Consider the following 15871-nt stretch of genomic DNA (forward strand, 5'->3'; position numbering starts at 1 on the left):
GGCGCGGGCGCGGACTTCAGGAGAGAACTTATTCGTCGTTCCGCTTGTCATAGACCCTACTTCTCACGCGTTGGGGTCGCCGGTAAATCCGGCGCAGTTCAGTCAATCAGGACGCGATTGCCGTGAAGCCATCCCGCAAAACTGATCGCACCGGGTTCTGACGAAGGCTTTAATGCACGATGGTCGCACCCTATCTATGCCTGACCAGTGGTGTGCCATATGGCCCGGGACGGCGGATGAGAGGGAAGATCTGAAGGATGGATGTCGCGATGAATGAAAAGGACGGGGTGCCCTCAGCCCGAAGCACCATGATCACCCATTCGATCCGCGAGTGGTTGCTGAAGGAAACCCGGACTGAACGGTATATCGACAACATCCTCGTCTCGTTGTGTGAACGGCTCCGCTCCCTCGGTGTGCCCGTTGCCCGCTCCACGCTCCATTTCCAGATCAATAATCCGCAATGGCTCGGCGCAAGCATTCAGTGGGTTCTCGGTGCGCAGGCGGCGCAGATCAACACGTTCGAGTATGGGACTGAAAATACACAGGCGTATCGTCAGAGCCCGATCTCAGAAATATTGTCCGGTGCTGACGAGGTGAGAGAGAACCTCCTCGAAGAGCATTTTTCACGCCCTTATTCGATCTTCGAACAACTGCGTCAGGAGGGGTACACCGATTACATCGCGTTTCCGCTGGACCATACGCTCGGCAAGCGCCATGTCATGACGCTTGCAAGTGACGCGCCGGACGGCTTCGACTGCGACGACATCCGGATTTTTCGGGAAATGGTGCCGATCCTGTCTCTGGTCAGCGAGGTCAGAATCAAGAATGCTTTGGCGCGTACGTTGATGCAGACCTATGTCGGCCCGCATGCCAGTGAGGAGATCCTGGCGGGCGCAACCACGCGCGGCAGCGGCGTGACACTGTCAGCGGCCGTGCTGATCTTCGATATCCGTGACTTCACAAGCATTTCCGACATATCGTCCCGTGACGATGTGATCGACATGCTGAATACCTATTTCGATGCGATCGCGGAACCCATCGAACAGCATAGGGGCGAGATCCTGAAATTCATGGGTGATGGTCTGCTCGCGGTCTTTCCGCTGGAAAACGAGCATGCGCTGAACGACATCTTTACGGCGGTAATGGAAACACGGCAGGCCATAGACAATCTGAACACCACCAATCTCGCCATGGGCAAGCCGCTTCTGCGCTATGGCATCGGCGTGCATGTCGGCGAGGTGATGTATGGCAATATCGGTTCCCGGCGGCGCCTGGATTTCACCGCCATCGGGCCGACAGTGAATGTTGCATCCCGGCTCGAGTCATTGACGAAGACGGTCCATCACCCGATCCTTTTCTCCGAAGCCTTCGTCAAACAAGGCAAGTTCGAAGCCTTTGTCGATGGTCTGGGCGAACACGCTCTTCGCGGCCTTGCGAACCCGGTCAGCGTCTTTGCCTTGAAGCCCGGCGGCATCCCGGCCATCCCGACGGCATGAAAGCCATCCGCATCCGCTTCACCTTTTGATTGCGGGGCTTGTCAGGCAAAGCGTTCAAGCCGGTAAGGCGCCGGATCGACGATCGGCGTTCCATCTGTTACCAGATCCGCGGCGAGCTGGCCCGCGGCCGGCGCCGTGCCAAAGCCGTGGCCGGAAAAGCCTGAAGCGACCGTCAGTCCCGGAATTTTCGCAACCGGCCCGATCACCGGCAGGGAATCCGGTGTGATATCCATCATGCCGGCCCAGGCTTCCTCGATCACGGCGCTGGAAAAGCCGGGCCACGCCGCAGTGAGGTTACGCATGGCTTCGGCATTGATCCTCGCATCAGTCGGTGGGTCCATCACGCGCACTTTCTCGAAGGGTGAGACGCTTTGCTTTCCCCAACGGCGTGGCAGGGCAAGGTCGCGGAGTGCGTGGCGGCCGAGATTGAGGCGCAGGAGTCCGCGTGTGCCCTTCAGCGTCGGCAGGTATTTGAGGCCGAGCAGCAGGTGATCGAGCGACAGCGGCGCGATGAGAGCGCCGCGCTGGGTGATGGTGAAGCCGCCATCCTGCCGTTTACGGAAGGAGAAATCCGGCCCGCCAACGGCGATTTCCGTCGGACCTTCCATCGGAGCCGTGCGGATGACGGAGCAGATGAGCGGCAGGGTCGGCAGCGACACACCGAGATTGCCCAGAAAACGCCGCGACCACAGGCCGCCGGCCAGCAGAACCTGATCGCAGCGGATTTCTCCCCTCTCGGTGACGACACCCGTCACCTTTCCGGCGCTGAGCGCAAGCGTGCGAACGGCACAGTTCTCGACGACAACCGCGCCTTTGGCGATGGCCGCCACTGCGATGGCGCTGGATGCAAGCGTAGGCTCTGCCCGGCCGTCCGAAGGCGTGTAGATGCCGCCGGCCCATCGCTCCTTGCCGCCTGGAACCAGCCCATCGATGTCCTTTTGGGTCAGGAGACGGGAGTCGAGCCCGAGATCGGCAACTGTCTTCAGCCAGCCGCGATGCATCTCCATTTCCGCTTCGGTGCGGGAAAGATACATGATGCCGGCCTGCTTGTAGCCGACATCCGCGCCAAGCCGCACGGGCATTTCCGCCCACAGCCGGTCGGAGGCGACCGACATGGGCACATCGGGCGCAGACCGCCCCATCTTGCGCACCCAGCCAAGATTGCGCGACGATTGCTCGGCGGCAATCCGCCCCTTTTCCAGCACGACAACGGGAATGCCACGTTCGACGAGGGTGAGGGCGGCGGTCAATCCGACAATGCCGCCACCGATGACGACCACCGTGGTCGATGCCGGGAATTCACGGGAGGTTTTGACAGGTGCGATTGCAGGCGCCATGGGACGTTCTTTCTGCTTACGTGTTGTTCAGGAGAGGCTTACGGCGTGAGCCGGATCGTCTCGACGTCGGCCTTTGCCGCGCCGCGATAAGCCGTTACCTCGATCTCGACCCTGTAGACGGTGGAACCGAGTGGCGGGCAGGTGACGGTACTGGCCGGATCGATGCCCCGGAACTTCTCGCCGACGGTGGTCATCACGGCATGGGTATCGGCCGGATCCTGAATGAAGACGCGCGACGCGACGACATCGCCGAGGCTTGACCCGACCGATGCCAGCGCCCGTTCGATATTGGCGAAGACCTGCAAGGTCTGTTCGGTGATCTCTTCCGGAATTTCCTTGGTGTCGGGATTGCGTCCGGCGGTGTTGGACACAAAAATGAAATTCTCTACGGCGACAAGGCGGGAATAGCTGCCATGGTCCTCGAACTTGTTACCGGTTTTCAGCTTGACGATCTTCGTCATGGTCACTCCAATGCGGGGGGAAATAAAGGGCAGGCCCCGGCGGGAGCCTGCCGGTTGCGCTTAGCGCAGGACAGGCACGTCCCAGAGGTTAAGCTTGACGCCGATGCCGCGTTCGACGGCGTTGCGATAGACGACGGTGCCCCAGGCGACGTCTTCCACCGGCATGCCGCCAACGGACATGATGATGATTTCCTCATCGTTGCGACGGCCGGGCGCATCGCCGGCAACGATCTTGCCGATATCCTCGATCTCGTCATGGCTCATCTTGCCCTCTGCGATCATGTCCATGAATTTTACGCCGATGATCGGAACGTATTTATGGGCAGGCTTGGGCAGTTCATCGAACCAGGCTTCGTAAAGGCCGGTATTGTCCAGCACCTTGCGGACGTCCGACTTTTCCATGCCTTCATCGATGTTGCAGAGCGCCGGCATGGAAAGGAAGGTGCCAGGCTTTACCCATTCACGCTTGACGATCGGATAGGTGGAGGGGTCGCCGACCTCGCCGGAATTGCAGTAGGTGACGATATCGCTGTCGCGTACCACCGCCTCGATGGTATCGACCACCTGAACCGTGGTGATCTGCGGGAAGGTTTCCGCAATCCAGCTCAGGAAACTGTCGAGGCTCTTCTGGCCACGGCCCTTGACCTTGACCGTATCGATCGCCGGGCAGGTTGCCATGAAGGCAGAGAGGGAGGTCTTGGCCATCACGCCCGGGCCGAGGATGCCGACAACCTTCGAATCCTTGCGGGCAAGGTGACGGGCACCGACACCCGGCACCGCGCCGGTTCGGTAGGCCGACAGCAGGTTTGCGGACATATGCGCCAACGGTGCGCCGGTATCTGCGTCGTTCAGCGTGAACATCAGGATGGAGCGGGGCAGGCCCTTTTCGCGGTTGGCGATGTTGGAGCCGTACCACTTGACGCCGGCGGTGCAGAAGCGTCCGCCGAGATAGGCGGGCATCGCCATGAAGCGGCGGTCGGCGGTCGGCTTAGGCATGGTCGGGAAAGGCGAGTTCTCCGGGAACATCACCATTGCGCCGTGGGAGTCATTGTTCGCGCCGGCCATGCGGTAATCGCCGTGATAGAGCAGACCGAACATTTCCTCCATCGTATCGACGCAGGCGGGCATGTCGGTCACGCCGGCTTTGATCATGTCCTGTTCGGAGAGGTAGATAAAATCGATCCGGGTATTCTCGGTCATTGGTCTTTCCTTGAGACGGGGTGCAACTTATCGGTCGGACTGGCCTTGGCCGGTCCGTGACGGGTGTTCGGGAGGGGAGGGGCGCGACCTCGATGCGGGATCGCGCATTCAAGTTTCAGTCGAAAGCGCGGCCAAGGCGAGCGTAGAGATCGGGCTGGGCTCGCTTCAGCCACAACGCGATGCCGAGGCCGGCGACACCGAGCGAGATGACCAGTTCCGGGAAAGCCATCACCAGCGGGCTTTCGCTGCCCGTCAGCATCGAAAGGTTGGAACTTACCAGTGCGAAGGCGCCCAGAAGGCCAAGCGTGGCGAGCACCGGTGCGATGAGCGTTGTGAAGATGGAGCGGCCAAAGCGTTCGCGGCTGAAGAATACGATGACGGCAATCGACACCAGAACCTGCACACCGAGGATGGAGAGCACGGCGAGAGCCGACATCCAGGAGAAGACGACCGTGTAGGGATCGGCGCCGCCGATAGCGAAGCCGGCGATGATGAGCGTCACGAAACCGGCTTGTACGAAACCGGCGACATGCGGTGAGCCGTGGCGCGTATGCACCTTGCTGAGTGGCTTCCATGCCAGGCCTTCATGGCTCAGCGTGTAGAAATAGCGGTTCAGCGTGTTGTGGAAGGAAAGCAGGCAGGCAAACAGGCTGGTCAACAGCAGGATGTTCATCGCCTGCACCGACCAGTTTCCGAGCAGTTCTCCGGCGGCGTTGAAGTAGAAGCCCTCCAGCGATCCGGCCGCGACTTCCTGCACGCGGCTCGGACCGTAATGCTGGACGATCGCCCAGGTCGAGATGGCGTAGAAGACGGTGATGAGCAACACGGCGACATAGGTGGCCATGGGAATGGTTCGCTCGGGATTATGCGCCTCTTCGCCGAAGATCGCCGTTGCCTCGAAGCCGACATAGGCGCCGAGCACGAAGACCATCGTGACGCCGAGACCGGGCGCGAAAACCTCTGACGGGAAGAAGCCCGACAGGCTCAAGCCTTCCGGCCCGCCACCATTCATGACGATGGCAATGTCGAGCAGGAGCAGGATCACCAGTTCAGCAATCATGCAGACGCCGAGAATGCGGCCTGATATCGCGATATTGCGCTGGCCGCACAAGACAACGACGACAAGAATGAGCAGCGACCAGACCCACCAGGGCAGTTCGATACCGAGTGGCGCAAGCGTGGCCGACATGAAGACGGCAAAGAGCGCGAAGATGGCGATCTGCACTGCGAAGTAGGCGAGAAGTGCAATCAGCGCCCCGCCGATGCCCGCCGAGCCGCCAAGGCCGCGGGAAATATAACTGTAGAAGGCGCCTGCGCCGGTAACGTGCCGCGTCATGGCGGTGAAGCCAACGGAAAAGAGCAGGTAAAGAATGCCGGCAAGAATGAACGCGCCGGGAACGCCTGCGCCGCTGCCGAAAGCAAAGGCCGGAGGCGTGGCGCCAACCACCGCTGTCATGGGTGCGGCTGCGGCAACGACGAAAAAGACGATATGGGCAAGGCCGATGGAGTTCCTTGCAAGGCGTGTCGGTGCCTGCCCCGGATTTTCGGTATATGACATGTTGACCCCTCATGGTTCTGTATTTTGTTGAAGGGTAGGCTTGAGCCAGCGGAAATTAAATTGCCTAATGCGCCATTTATTCGATAAAATGCGCCACAATTGCTCAATTGAAGTGCAATTTTTTAGTTTGCCTATCGAGGTGTCTGGCCATGAACAAAGTTGCAGTCATTCGGGCTTCGATCCTCGCTCACCTGATCGAACAAATAGAGCAGACGAACCTGTCTGCCGATGCGCTGCTTGCGCGCCACGGATTGATGAAAGCGCAGATCGCCGATCCCTATTTCCGGGTGCCGCTTTCGCGCTATGTTCCATTGTTCGAAGATGCCGCGCAATTGTTGGGCATGCCACATCTGGGTGCCTTGCTCGGCACCCGGATCACACCACGCGATCTGGGACCGGCAGGCGTCCTGTTTTCGGTCTCGCCCACGATTCTGGACGGTCTGGTTCGCCTCACGCGTCACATCATGGCGATCCAGAGCTCGACGACAAACGGGCTACGGTTGATCGAGGGCAATTATGTCTGGACCTACCAGTTATCGGCCGCCAAGCTGTGGCCGCGCCGGCAGGAAAGCGAATTTACGCTGTCGTCTTCATGCCAGCTTATCCGCAGCAGCTTTTCGAGGAACTGGCGACCGCTGGAGGTGCACTTCGAGCATGACGAGCCACCCGATACCAAGCGCCTTGAGGCCATATTCAGGGCGCCGCTCAAGTTCGGCCAGTCCAGCAATCGCCTTATCATCGCGCCTGCTGATGCGGAGCGCGTCTATCGCTCTGATGATACCGACATCGTAACGGTGCTTGAGCAGCATATTCTGCAACTCGAGGCCAGGGACACGGAACAGTCTTCGCTTGCGCAGCGGGTGAAATCGCTGATCGGCATCCATCTTGGGCACCGCCGTGTCACAGTCGCGCTTCTGGCTGCCGATCTCGGCATGGCCGCGCGCACATTGCAGCGCCGGCTGGCGGAAGAGGGAACCTCTTTGCGTTCGTTGGTGGAGGAATACCGGCGGGATATCGTGGAGATGCAGATGAAAGCGGGGACGAGGAAGATGCGCATAGCCGATACGCTTGGCTATGCGGATTCCACGGTTCTATGGCGCGCCCGCAAGCGCTGGCGTCATTTCGATGAATGAAGGTGCTTTATGCCGCGGGCTTAAATGCTCCGGCTTTCCATCGCGGCTCGCAGGGCGTCGTTAATGCGCTCCTGCCAGCCCGGCCCTTCTCCCTGAAAATATGCTAGCACGTCGCTATCGATCTTGAGCGATACCAGTTCTCGGGCGTTTGGGATCGCGGGTCGCTCAACTGCCGGTGCGACGACTTTCTTTTTGGGGGCAAACAGCGCTTCGGCTGCATCCTTGGGATTGACGGGGCGTCTGGGTGTTGTTGCCATGGATATTTCCTTTGCGCAGGTAATGCGATCACATCCGCTCCGGGCGAGCCGCCAGACGGGTGATGGCACATGGTTTAGACCGGACGGTCTGGGTAGGTCATCAGTTTCAACTTTAAAAGCGCTTCCAGCCAATCGGCAAACACCTGCAGGCGGCGCGAAAGGTGCTGCCGGTGTAGATAAAGAAGCGCCATTGGCATAGGTTCGGCCCGCTGATGGGGCATCACTTCCACCAGTTCGCCCGTTTCGATGTGCTGCTGCACATCATAGGCGGGAATCTGGATCAGGCCCAGCCCCGAGAGACAGCAGGCGATGGATGCCTCGGCGTTGTTCACGGTCACCCGCCCCCGCACATGCAGGCTGCGTACGCCGCCGTCCTCCATCCATTCCCAGTCCTCGACGCGCCCGGTCGAAGGCGAGGCATAGTTGACCGCCCAGTGTCGTTCCAGATCCTCTGCCGTTTCCGGTGTGCCGAACTGCGCTAGGTAGGCTGGGCTGGCGACATTGATGAGCGGCAGCTTGCCAATCGGCCGGGCGATCAAGCCGGAATCGCCCAAAGTTCCGACGCGCAGAACGCAATCAACGTTATCCTCGACCAGATCCACCGCCCTGTCTGTCACTCCCATATCGATGTCGATATCCGGATAGGTTTTCAGAAAGTCTGGCAGGGCTGGTGCAATGACCAGTCTGCCGATGCGGCCCGGCACGTTGATCCTGATCTTGCCGGTGGGTTTTGCACCCGCCTGCCGGAAGAGGTTCTCAGTCTCCTCCACGTCGGCGATCAATCTCTGGCAGCGTACATAGAACGCCTTGCCGTCATGCGTCGCCGAAACCCGGCGCGTCGTGCGGTGTATAAGGCGGGCGCCGACTTTCTTTTCAAGTTCGATCACGGCGGACGAAACGGTCGAGCGTGGAACGCCAAGTGTGTCTGCCGCTCTGGTGAAGTTGGAGCAATCCACCACCCGCAGAAAAATACGAAACAAATCAATCCTGTCCATAAGCGCGATCATGGCATTGTACCGATAAGCTGACAAGTGCTGTCAGAACAGGCGACTTTATCCGAAATTGGCGGACATATAACTCTGGTTAACGAAAGCTGCGGCCTGGTGTTGCAGCTCATGATCGGAGGATATCGACATGATTGACCACAGCCTCAAGGGAAAGACCGCGATCATCGCCGGTGGCGCGAAGAATCTGGGCAGCCTGATTGCCCGCGACTTTGCCGCGAACGGCGCCAAGGCCATTGCCATCCACTATAACAGCGCGGCTGCAAAAGCCGATGCCGATGCAACGGTTGCTGCGGTGAAGGCAGCAGGTGCGGAAGCTGCAGCTTTCCAGGCCGACCTCACGACGGCCGGAGCGATGGAGAAGCTGTTTGCCGATGCGGTTGCCGCCTTCGGCCAGCCGGACATCGCCATCAACACCGTCGGCAAGGTACTGAAAAAGCCGATTCTCGATATCTCGGAAGCCGAGTTCGACGAGATGAGCGCAGTGAACGCCAAGTCGGCTTTCTTCTTCTTCAAGGAAGCGGGTCGCCACCTCAATGACAACGGCGCGATCATCACTCTGGTGACGTCGCTGCTTGGCGCTTTCACGCCATTCTACTCGAGTTATGCCGGAACGAAGGCGCCGGTCGAGCATTTCACCCGTGCTGCTGCCAAGGAGTTCGGCGATCGCGGTATTTCTGTGACGGCAATCGGTCCCGGTCCAATGGACACGCCGTTCTTCTATGGTCAGGAAAGCGTCGAGGCGCAGGCCTATCACAAGACCGCCGCAGCCCTGTCGCGCTTCTCGAAGACCGGCCTGACCGATATCGAAGATATCGCTCCCTATATCCGCTTCCTGGCTACGGAAGGCTGGTGGATGACGGGCCAGACCATCCTCGTCAACGGCGGTTACACGACCAAGTAACCGCCAGCCACGGGGCCGACCTGCAATCGGCCCCGTGGCGTTTCAATGCCGTCCTGACGGTCTGGCAAATCTCGCAAGAGGGGTTATAGTCGGTAACCGTCATCGCCTCAAACCCTTGAGGGAACGGAAGCTTTGGTCAAATTCCGGAAGTCGGGAACGGATATGCGAGTGCTGGGCGTTGTGTTGGCTGGTGGGCTTGCCAGCCGTCTGGGGGGCGTGGACAAAGCCTCTGTGGGTTTCGGCGCCGGGACATTGCTCGATGCTGTCCTCGCCCGCTTTGCGCCGCAGGTTGAGGCGCTCGTCGTCAATGCCAATGGCGACGCCAGCCGGTTTGCCCGGTATGCTCTTCCCGTGGTGCCCGACGACATCGGCGGGCATCCGGGGCCGCTTGCAGGTATTCTGTCGGCAATGGACCATGGCGCCAAAAATGGCTTCAGCCATGTTGCCTCTGTGCCGGTGGATACGCCGTTTCTGCCGGGGAATCTTGTCGCCAGATTGAAAGATACCGCCGCCAGGGGTGGTGCACCGATTATCTTTGCCGCATCTTCAGCCGAAGACGGACGCCTTTTGCGGCAGCCGGTTTTCGGTCTTTGGCCCGTGTCCCTTCGTGAGGATTTGCGGTCGTCACTGTCTACTGGACTGTCGAAAATCGTGCTTTGGGCGGATCGGCACGGCAGCGAAAGCGTTCCGTTCCCATCGACGGACATCGACCCGTTTTTTAATGTCAACAGCGCCGCCGATCTCGATGAGGCCCAAAAGCTCAACGATTCGGCAATGTATTGAATAAATTATATATTTTACGATGTCTGCTCGATGGCAGTCGGGATTTTGGGCCGGAGTCGCATAGAATACTGGTTCACGCTAGATTGACAGTCTTTCCAGCGGATCATTGATTGCGACGTGCATCGCGCGCGTATATAGCCAAAATTTGAAAGCGCTTTGGCGCTTTTAACGCAGTTGGATTTCGATAGGAGCGGCAGATGAAAGAGATCGCCATGCAGATGGGACGCAGGCAGTTCCTGAAAATCCTGGGCGCTGGTGGTGCGGGCCTGACCGCGACGGCGATGGGCCTTGCGCCGACACCGGCACGCGCCGATGGTCCGCGTCCCTACAAGCTGCTGCGTGCCAAGGAAACGCGCAACAACTGTACCTATTGCTCCGTCGGGTGCGGCATTCTGATGTATTCGCTGGGCGATGGCGCCAAGAACGCCAAACCGTCGATCTTCCACATCGAAGGCGATCCCGATCATCCGGTCAGCCGCGGGTCGCTCTGTCCCAAGGGGGCGGGGCTTCTGGACATGATCCATTCGAAGAACCGCCTCCAGTTCCCCGAGTACCGCGCGCCGGGCTCCAAGGAATGGGTTCGTATAGGCTGGGATGAGGCGACGAAGAAGATTGCCCGCCTGCTCAAGGACGACCGTGACAGGAATTTCATAACGCATAACGACAAGGGTCAGCTTGTGAACCGCTGGCTGAGTTCGGGCATGCTGGCCTCTTCGGCCGCTTCGAACGAAACCGGCGTGCTGGATTTCAAGTTTGCCCGTGGTCTCGGCATGCTTGGTCTCGACTGTCAGGCTCGCCTCTGTCACGCACCGACGGTCGCGGCGCTGGCGCCCTCCTTCGGGCGAGGCGCGATGACCAACCACTGGGTGGACATCAAGAACGCCAACGTCATCTTGATCATGGGCGGCAATCCGGCGGAAGCACATCCGGTCGGGTTCAAGTGGGTGATCGAAGCGAAGACGAAGAACAAGGCGAAGGTTATCGTCGTGGACCCGCGCTTCAACCGTTCCGCTTCGGTTGCCGATATCTACTCGCCAATCCGCGCGGGTTCCGACACGGCTTTCCTGATGGGTGTCGTCAACTGGCTGCTACAGAACGACAAGATACAGCGCGATTACGTGCGTGCCTATACCAATGCCGCGCTCATCGTGCGTGAAGACTACAGCTTCGATGACGGTCTGTTCTCCGGCTATGACGAGCAGACGCTGAGCTATGACAAGAAGTCGTGGGCCTACGAGCTGGACGAGAGCGGCAACGCCAAACGCGACCCGACCATGACGCATCCGCGCTGCGTGCTAAACCTGCTGAAGCAGCATGTTTCCCGCTACACGCCGGAAATGGTCGAGACGATCTGCGGCACGAAGAAGGAGGATTTCCTGCAAATCGCCGAAATCCTCGGCACCTGTTCCGCCCGCGACAAGACGGCGACGTTCCTCTACGCGTTGGGCTGGACCCATCATACCGGCGGCGCGCAGATCATTCGCGGATCGGCTATGATCCAGCTTCTGCTCGGCAATATCGGCATGTCCGGCGGCGGCGTGAACGCGCTGCGTGGCCATTCCAACATTCAGGGCTATACCGACCTCGGCCTGCTTTCGCTGCGCCTGCCGGGTTACCTGAACCTGCCGAGCGACAAGCAGCAGTCCATGGCGCAATATCTGGCGGAAACGACGCCGAAGGATGTGCTGCCTGGCCAGGTCAACTACTGGAAGAACACGCCGAAATTCTTCGTCTCGCTGATGAAGAACCTCTACGGCCCCTATGCCACGAAGGACAACGATTTCGCCTTCGATATGCTTCCGAAGTGGGACCGCAGCTATGACATGCTCGCCTATTTCGATCTGATGCATGCCGGCAAGGTCAACGGCTTCATCGCGCAGGGGTTCAATCCGCTGGCGGCGATGCCGGACAAGAACAAGACTTCGCAGGCGCTGTCGAAGCTGAAATTCCTCGTCGTCATGGACCCGCTTGTAACGGAAACCTCGAATTTCTGGCGCCATGAAGGTGCCTTCAACGATGTGAAGACCGAGGATATCCAGACGGAAGTTTTCCGCCTGCCATCCTCCTGTTTTGCCGAGGAAAACGGCTCCATCGTCAATTCCGGCCGCTGGCTGCAATGGCACTATGCCGGGCAGGAGCCGAAGTTCGAGGCGCGCCACGACGGGCGCATTCTCGGCGGTATCATGATGGAACTGCGTCGTCTCTACCGGGAAGAGGGCGGGGCCTGCCCCGAACAGCTTCTCCACATGACGTGGGACGAACACACCTATCACAATCCTTACGATCCGCATCCGGAGGAAATCGCGAAGGAAGCCAACGGCTATGCGCTGGAAGACCTGTTCGACGATACTGGCAAGCTCATCGCGAAGAAGGGCACGCTGCTTTCCGGCTTCGGCCAGTTACGTGACGACGGCACGACGGCGAGCTTCTGCTGGATTTTTGCCGGATCGTGGACGGAAGCCGGCAACCAGATGGCCAATCGCGACAACACCGATACAGGCCTCGGAAACACGCCCGGCTGGGCCTGGGCCTGGCCGGCCAACCGCCGCATCCTCTATAATCGCGCCTCGATGGACGAGGACGGCAATCCGTGGGACCCGAACCGTATCATCCTGCACTGGGATGGCGCGAAATGGGCGGGTATCGACGTGCCGGACTTCCCTGCCAACATCCCGCCCGGTTCGCCGGCGGCGCCTTTCATCATGCTGCCGGAAGGTCTTGGACGCCTGTTCTCTATCAACGGCATGATCGACGGGCCGTTCCCGGAACATTACGAGCCGGTGGAAAGCCCCATCGCCAAGAATCCGCTGCATTCGAAGGTCACCCATAATCCGACCGCACGCATCTTCCAGTCGGACCTGCAGCGCATGGGTAATCGCCACGATTATCCCTATGTCGCGACCACCTATTCGGTCACGGAACTCTTCCGCCACTGGACCAAGCATTCGCATCTGAACGCCATGCTGCAGCCGGAACAGTTCATCGAAATCGGAGAAAAGCTCGCGGCCACCAAGGGCATTGCCCATGGCGATACGGTTAAGGTATCCACCAAGCGCGGCTATATCACTGCCAAGGCGGTGGTGACGAAGCGCATGCGCACGCTGCAGGTCGCCGGCCAGGAAGTCGACCAGATCGGCATTCCCTGTCATTGGGGCTTTGAGGGCGCGACCCGCAAGGGTTATCTCGCCAATACGCTGTCGCCCGGCGTGGGTGACGCCAATTCGCAGACGCCCGAGTTCAAGGCCTTCCTTGTCAATGTCGAAAAGCTGGAGGCCGCCCGGTCATGAACCTTCAGAACATCATCCGCTGTTCCGCCACCAGCGACCTGACGCCCGCGCCGCAAATCCGCGATCACCAGATGGAGGTGGCCAAACTCATCGATGTTACCACCTGCATCGGCTGCAAGGCCTGTCAGGTGGCGTGTAACGAATGGAACGACCTGCGCGGCGAAGTCGAGGAAAATGTCGGCGTTTACGACAATCCGCGTGATCTCGCGCCGGAAACCTGGACGCTGATGCGCTTTACCGAGCATGAAGACGAAAGCGGCAAGCTGGAATGGCTGATCCGCAAGGACGGCTGCATGCACTGCGAAGACCCCGGCTGTCTCAAGGCCTGTCCCGCGCCGGGCGCTATCGTGCAGTATGAAAACGGCATCGTCGATTTCCAGTCCGACCATTGCATCGGTTGTGGCTATTGCGTGGCCGGCTGTCCGTTCAACGTGCCGCGCATCTCGAAGAAGGACAACCGTGCCTACAAATGCACGCTCTGTTCGGATCGCGTTTCGGTCGGTCAGGAGCCGGCCTGCGTCAAGACCTGCCCCACCGGCGCCATCAGCTTCGGTTCGAAGGAGAGCATGAAGACGCTGGCCGCCGAACGTGTAGCCGAACTCAACGAACGCGGCTTCGAGCATGCCGGTCTTTACGATCCGCAGGGCGTTGGCGGCACGCATGTCATGTATGTTCTGCACCATGCCGACGAGCCGACACTTTATGCGGGGCTTCCCAAGGAACCGCAGATCAGTCCGGTTGTCGAAGGCTGGAAGGATGTGCTGAAGCCGGTTGCCGCCGTCGCTACGGTGGCGGCAGTTGCCGGCATGGTGGCCCATTTCGTTGGCGTTGGCCCCAACAATGTTGAGGAAGAAGACACGTCCGAAACGGACAAGACGGTGTGAGGGAGGACGACATGGCCAAGAAAAAAGATCTCATCCTGCGCACAAAATTTGCGGAGCGGCTGTGCCACTGGTTTCTGGTGATCTGCTTCTTCTTCACCGCGACTTCGGGCCTCTCGTGGTTCTATCCTTCGCTGAGTTGGATGAGCAACCTGCTCGGCTCGCCGCAGCTTGCCCGCATCCTGCATCCGTTCCTCGGCATCGTGGTGTTCCTTGCCCTTTGCTTCATGCTGGTGAAGTTCGCGAAATATAACCTTTTTGCAAAGACCGACCTGCTCTGGTTCCGCAGTGTAACGGGTGTGATCGCCAACAAGCATGACGAGAAGCTGCAGATCGGCAAGTACAATGCCGGCCAGAAGGTGCTGTTCTGGCTCATTATGACGGCCATTGTCGTGCTGCTGGTGTCCGGCCTTATCATGTGGCGGGCCTACTTCGCACATCTCTTCCCCATCCCGGTTCTGCGGCTTGCCATCCTCGCCCATGCGATGGCGGGCATCGGCCTCATCCTGCTCATCCTCGGCCACATCTATCTGGCCATCTGGGTGCGCGGTTCGATTACCGGCATGGTCACGGGGTACGTCTCCCGCGCCTGGGTGCGTCAGCATCATGATCGCTGGTATGATGAACTTGCCGCCAAGGACGCGGCGCAGAAGGTGGATTCGAAGGCATGAGCCGTAAACCCCAAGGCGTCGAGCGCCCGAAGGTGGACTTCGAAACCCTGCCACCCGGGGTTCATTTCGATCCGGTCATGTTGCCGGGTCTTGGTTCCACCTATTACGCCAGCCGCGCGAGACGGCTGCGGGAGCTTGCCGAAGGGCACGAACTGTCGGCCTATCTCGGCTTCGCCGCGGACATTTCCGAGGTTCAGGAGATCGCCGCCACACTGACGCCATTGGATGACAAGCGCTCGGCTCCCATCGATCCCGTGACAGAAGCCAGTCTCGGTCTATGGTTGCCGCTGCTGGATGCGCTGGTGGAGGGATTGCGTCCGCGTCTCACAGAAACCGTTCTGCCGCATCTCGACCGGGTTGCGAGCATGAGCGCCGATCAGCGCATTGCGGCGGCAAAGGCTCTCGCCGGCGGCGGCTTCGCGGATGTTCCAGCCGAAACCGCTCCGTTTATCTGGGCCGCCTTTTCGGTGTGGATGCGGGCGCTGGCTGCCAGCACTGAGCCGCCTGCCAAGGGGGAGGAGGCCGCCACCGAAAAGGCCGAATGCCCGGTATGCGGCACGGCGCCGGTGGCGAGCGTCATTCTCACCGGTTCGCGGCATGGCCTGCGCTACCTGCATTGCGCGCTGTGCGAAACCGACTGGCACATGGTGCGCGCCAAGTGTTCCAATTGCGGCGAAGCCGGCAAGCTGGACTATTTGAGTTTCGAGACGGAGGAAGCCTCCGTGCGTGCCGAATGCTGCGACGATTGCAAGGGTTATCTCAAGGTCATCTCGCTCGACCGCGACCATCAGGCCGATGTGGTGGCGGACGATCTTGCAACGCTGGCGCTTGATGCCGCCGTCGAGGAAGAGGGCTATCGGCGCACCGGCTTCAATCCGTTCGCCCTGCCGGGCTGATCC

The 15871-nt window shown here is 59.9% G+C and carries 14 protein-coding genes; 8 read left to right on the top strand and 6 right to left on the bottom strand.

The window, feature by feature from the left end; genetic code table 11:
• The first annotated feature begins 269 nt into the window (after positions 1-269).
• A complete protein-coding gene (locus GGQ66_RS19515) occupies positions 270-1496 on the top strand; it encodes an adenylate/guanylate cyclase domain-containing protein (RefSeq protein ID WP_237358999.1) in 1227 nt (408 codons plus the stop codon).
• Between the two features lie 41 nt (positions 1497-1537).
• On the opposite strand, the gene GGQ66_RS19520 is transcribed toward GGQ66_RS19515, so the two are convergent.
• The 4 genes from GGQ66_RS19520 to GGQ66_RS19535 all read right to left on the bottom strand — a co-directional run bounded on the left by GGQ66_RS19520 (position 1538) and on the right by GGQ66_RS19535 (position 6052).
• A complete protein-coding gene (locus GGQ66_RS19520) occupies positions 1538-2833 on the bottom strand; it encodes an NAD(P)/FAD-dependent oxidoreductase (RefSeq protein WP_183794792.1) in 1296 nt (431 codons plus the stop codon).
• A 38-nt stretch (positions 2834-2871) separates the two neighbouring features.
• Positions 2872-3294, bottom strand: coding sequence for a Rid family hydrolase (locus GGQ66_RS19525; RefSeq protein WP_183794794.1), 423 nt, complete (start codon positions 3292-3294; stop codon positions 2872-2874).
• 60 nt (positions 3295-3354) lie between these two features.
• Positions 3355-4494, bottom strand: coding sequence for an ornithine cyclodeaminase family protein (locus tag GGQ66_RS19530; protein ID WP_183794797.1), 1140 nt, complete (start codon positions 4492-4494; stop codon positions 3355-3357).
• Positions 4495-4609: 115 nt separating this feature from the next.
• Positions 4610-6052, bottom strand: a complete 1443-nt coding sequence (locus GGQ66_RS19535) for an APC family permease (protein ID WP_183794799.1) — start codon at positions 6050-6052, stop codon at positions 4610-4612.
• 149 nt (positions 6053-6201) lie between these two features.
• On the opposite strand from GGQ66_RS19535, the gene GGQ66_RS19540 reads away from it, so the two are divergent.
• Complete coding sequence (locus GGQ66_RS19540) at positions 6202-7185, top strand: AraC family transcriptional regulator (protein ID WP_183794801.1); 984 nt, start codon at positions 6202-6204, stop codon at positions 7183-7185.
• Positions 7186-7205: 20 nt separating this feature from the next.
• Here GGQ66_RS19540 and GGQ66_RS19545 read toward each other — a convergent pair whose 3' ends face one another.
• Together GGQ66_RS19545 and GGQ66_RS19550 are read right to left on the bottom strand one after the other, a co-directional pair.
• Positions 7206-7442, bottom strand: a complete 237-nt coding sequence (locus GGQ66_RS19545) for a BrnA antitoxin family protein (protein WP_183794803.1) — start codon at positions 7440-7442, stop codon at positions 7206-7208.
• Positions 7443-7516: 74 nt separating this feature from the next.
• A complete protein-coding gene (locus GGQ66_RS19550) occupies positions 7517-8437 on the bottom strand; it encodes a LysR family transcriptional regulator (protein WP_183794805.1) in 921 nt (306 codons plus the stop codon).
• A gap of 139 nt (positions 8438-8576) precedes the next feature.
• On the opposite strand from GGQ66_RS19550, the gene GGQ66_RS19555 reads away from it, so the two are divergent.
• The 6 genes from GGQ66_RS19555 (at position 8577) to fdhE (ending at position 15868) form a co-directional block, all read left to right on the top strand.
• Positions 8577-9350: an SDR family oxidoreductase gene (locus GGQ66_RS19555; protein ID WP_183794807.1), complete on the top strand. Its 774-nt coding sequence runs from the start codon at positions 8577-8579 to the stop codon at positions 9348-9350.
• A 162-nt stretch (positions 9351-9512) separates the two neighbouring features.
• Complete coding sequence (gene mobA / locus GGQ66_RS19560) at positions 9513-10133, top strand: molybdenum cofactor guanylyltransferase MobA (protein ID WP_183794810.1); 621 nt, start codon at positions 9513-9515, stop codon at positions 10131-10133.
• 206 nt (positions 10134-10339) lie between these two features.
• Entirely contained in the window at positions 10340-13420 is a 3081-nt protein-coding gene (gene fdnG, locus GGQ66_RS19565) for a formate dehydrogenase-N subunit alpha (RefSeq protein ID WP_502708730.1), read from the top strand.
• Positions 13417-14304: a formate dehydrogenase subunit beta gene (gene fdxH / locus GGQ66_RS19570; protein WP_183794812.1), complete on the top strand. Its 888-nt coding sequence runs from the start codon at positions 13417-13419 to the stop codon at positions 14302-14304. The genes fdnG and fdxH overlap by 4 nt, the downstream gene beginning before the upstream one ends.
• Before the next feature lie 11 nt (positions 14305-14315).
• On the top strand, positions 14316-14972 hold the full coding sequence (locus GGQ66_RS19575) for a formate dehydrogenase subunit gamma (RefSeq protein ID WP_183794814.1): 657 nt from the start codon (positions 14316-14318) through the stop codon (positions 14970-14972).
• On the top strand, positions 14969-15868 hold the full coding sequence (fdhE, locus tag GGQ66_RS19580) for a formate dehydrogenase accessory protein FdhE (RefSeq protein ID WP_183794816.1): 900 nt from the start codon (positions 14969-14971) through the stop codon (positions 15866-15868). Before GGQ66_RS19575 ends, fdhE begins: the two co-directional genes overlap by 4 nt.
• Positions 15869-15871: the final 3 nt, after the last annotated feature.

The organism is Allorhizobium borbori (genome assembly GCF_014196535.1).
Lineage (GTDB): Bacteria > Pseudomonadota > Alphaproteobacteria > Rhizobiales > Rhizobiaceae > Ectorhizobium > Ectorhizobium borbori.

Excerpts from the sequence above, each read along its gene's own strand:
- GGQ66_RS19515 (WP_237358999.1), top strand. The coding sequence starts at position 270 with ATGAATGAAAAGGACGGGGTGCCCTCAGCCCGAAGCACCATGATCACC.
- GGQ66_RS19520 (WP_183794792.1), bottom strand. The coding sequence starts at position 2,833 with ATGGCGCCTGCAATCGCACCTGTCAAAACCTCCCGTGAATTCCCGGCA.
- GGQ66_RS19525 (WP_183794794.1), bottom strand. The coding sequence starts at position 3,294 with ATGACGAAGATCGTCAAGCTGAAAACCGGTAACAAGTTCGAGGACCAT.
- GGQ66_RS19530 (WP_183794797.1), bottom strand. The coding sequence starts at position 4,494 with ATGACCGAGAATACCCGGATCGATTTTATCTACCTCTCCGAACAGGAC.
- GGQ66_RS19535 (WP_183794799.1), bottom strand. The coding sequence starts at position 6,052 with ATGTCATATACCGAAAATCCGGGGCAGGCACCGACACGCCTTGCAAGG.
- GGQ66_RS19540 (WP_183794801.1), top strand. The coding sequence starts at position 6,202 with ATGAACAAAGTTGCAGTCATTCGGGCTTCGATCCTCGCTCACCTGATC.
- GGQ66_RS19545 (WP_183794803.1), bottom strand. The coding sequence starts at position 7,442 with ATGGCAACAACACCCAGACGCCCCGTCAATCCCAAGGATGCAGCCGAA.
- GGQ66_RS19550 (WP_183794805.1), bottom strand. The coding sequence starts at position 8,437 with ATGGACAGGATTGATTTGTTTCGTATTTTTCTGCGGGTGGTGGATTGC.
- GGQ66_RS19555 (WP_183794807.1), top strand. The coding sequence starts at position 8,577 with ATGATTGACCACAGCCTCAAGGGAAAGACCGCGATCATCGCCGGTGGC.
- mobA (WP_183794810.1), top strand. The coding sequence starts at position 9,513 with ATGCGAGTGCTGGGCGTTGTGTTGGCTGGTGGGCTTGCCAGCCGTCTG.
- fdxH (WP_183794812.1), top strand. The coding sequence starts at position 13,417 with ATGAACCTTCAGAACATCATCCGCTGTTCCGCCACCAGCGACCTGACG.
- GGQ66_RS19575 (WP_183794814.1), top strand. The coding sequence starts at position 14,316 with ATGGCCAAGAAAAAAGATCTCATCCTGCGCACAAAATTTGCGGAGCGG.
- fdhE (WP_183794816.1), top strand. The coding sequence starts at position 14,969 with ATGAGCCGTAAACCCCAAGGCGTCGAGCGCCCGAAGGTGGACTTCGAA.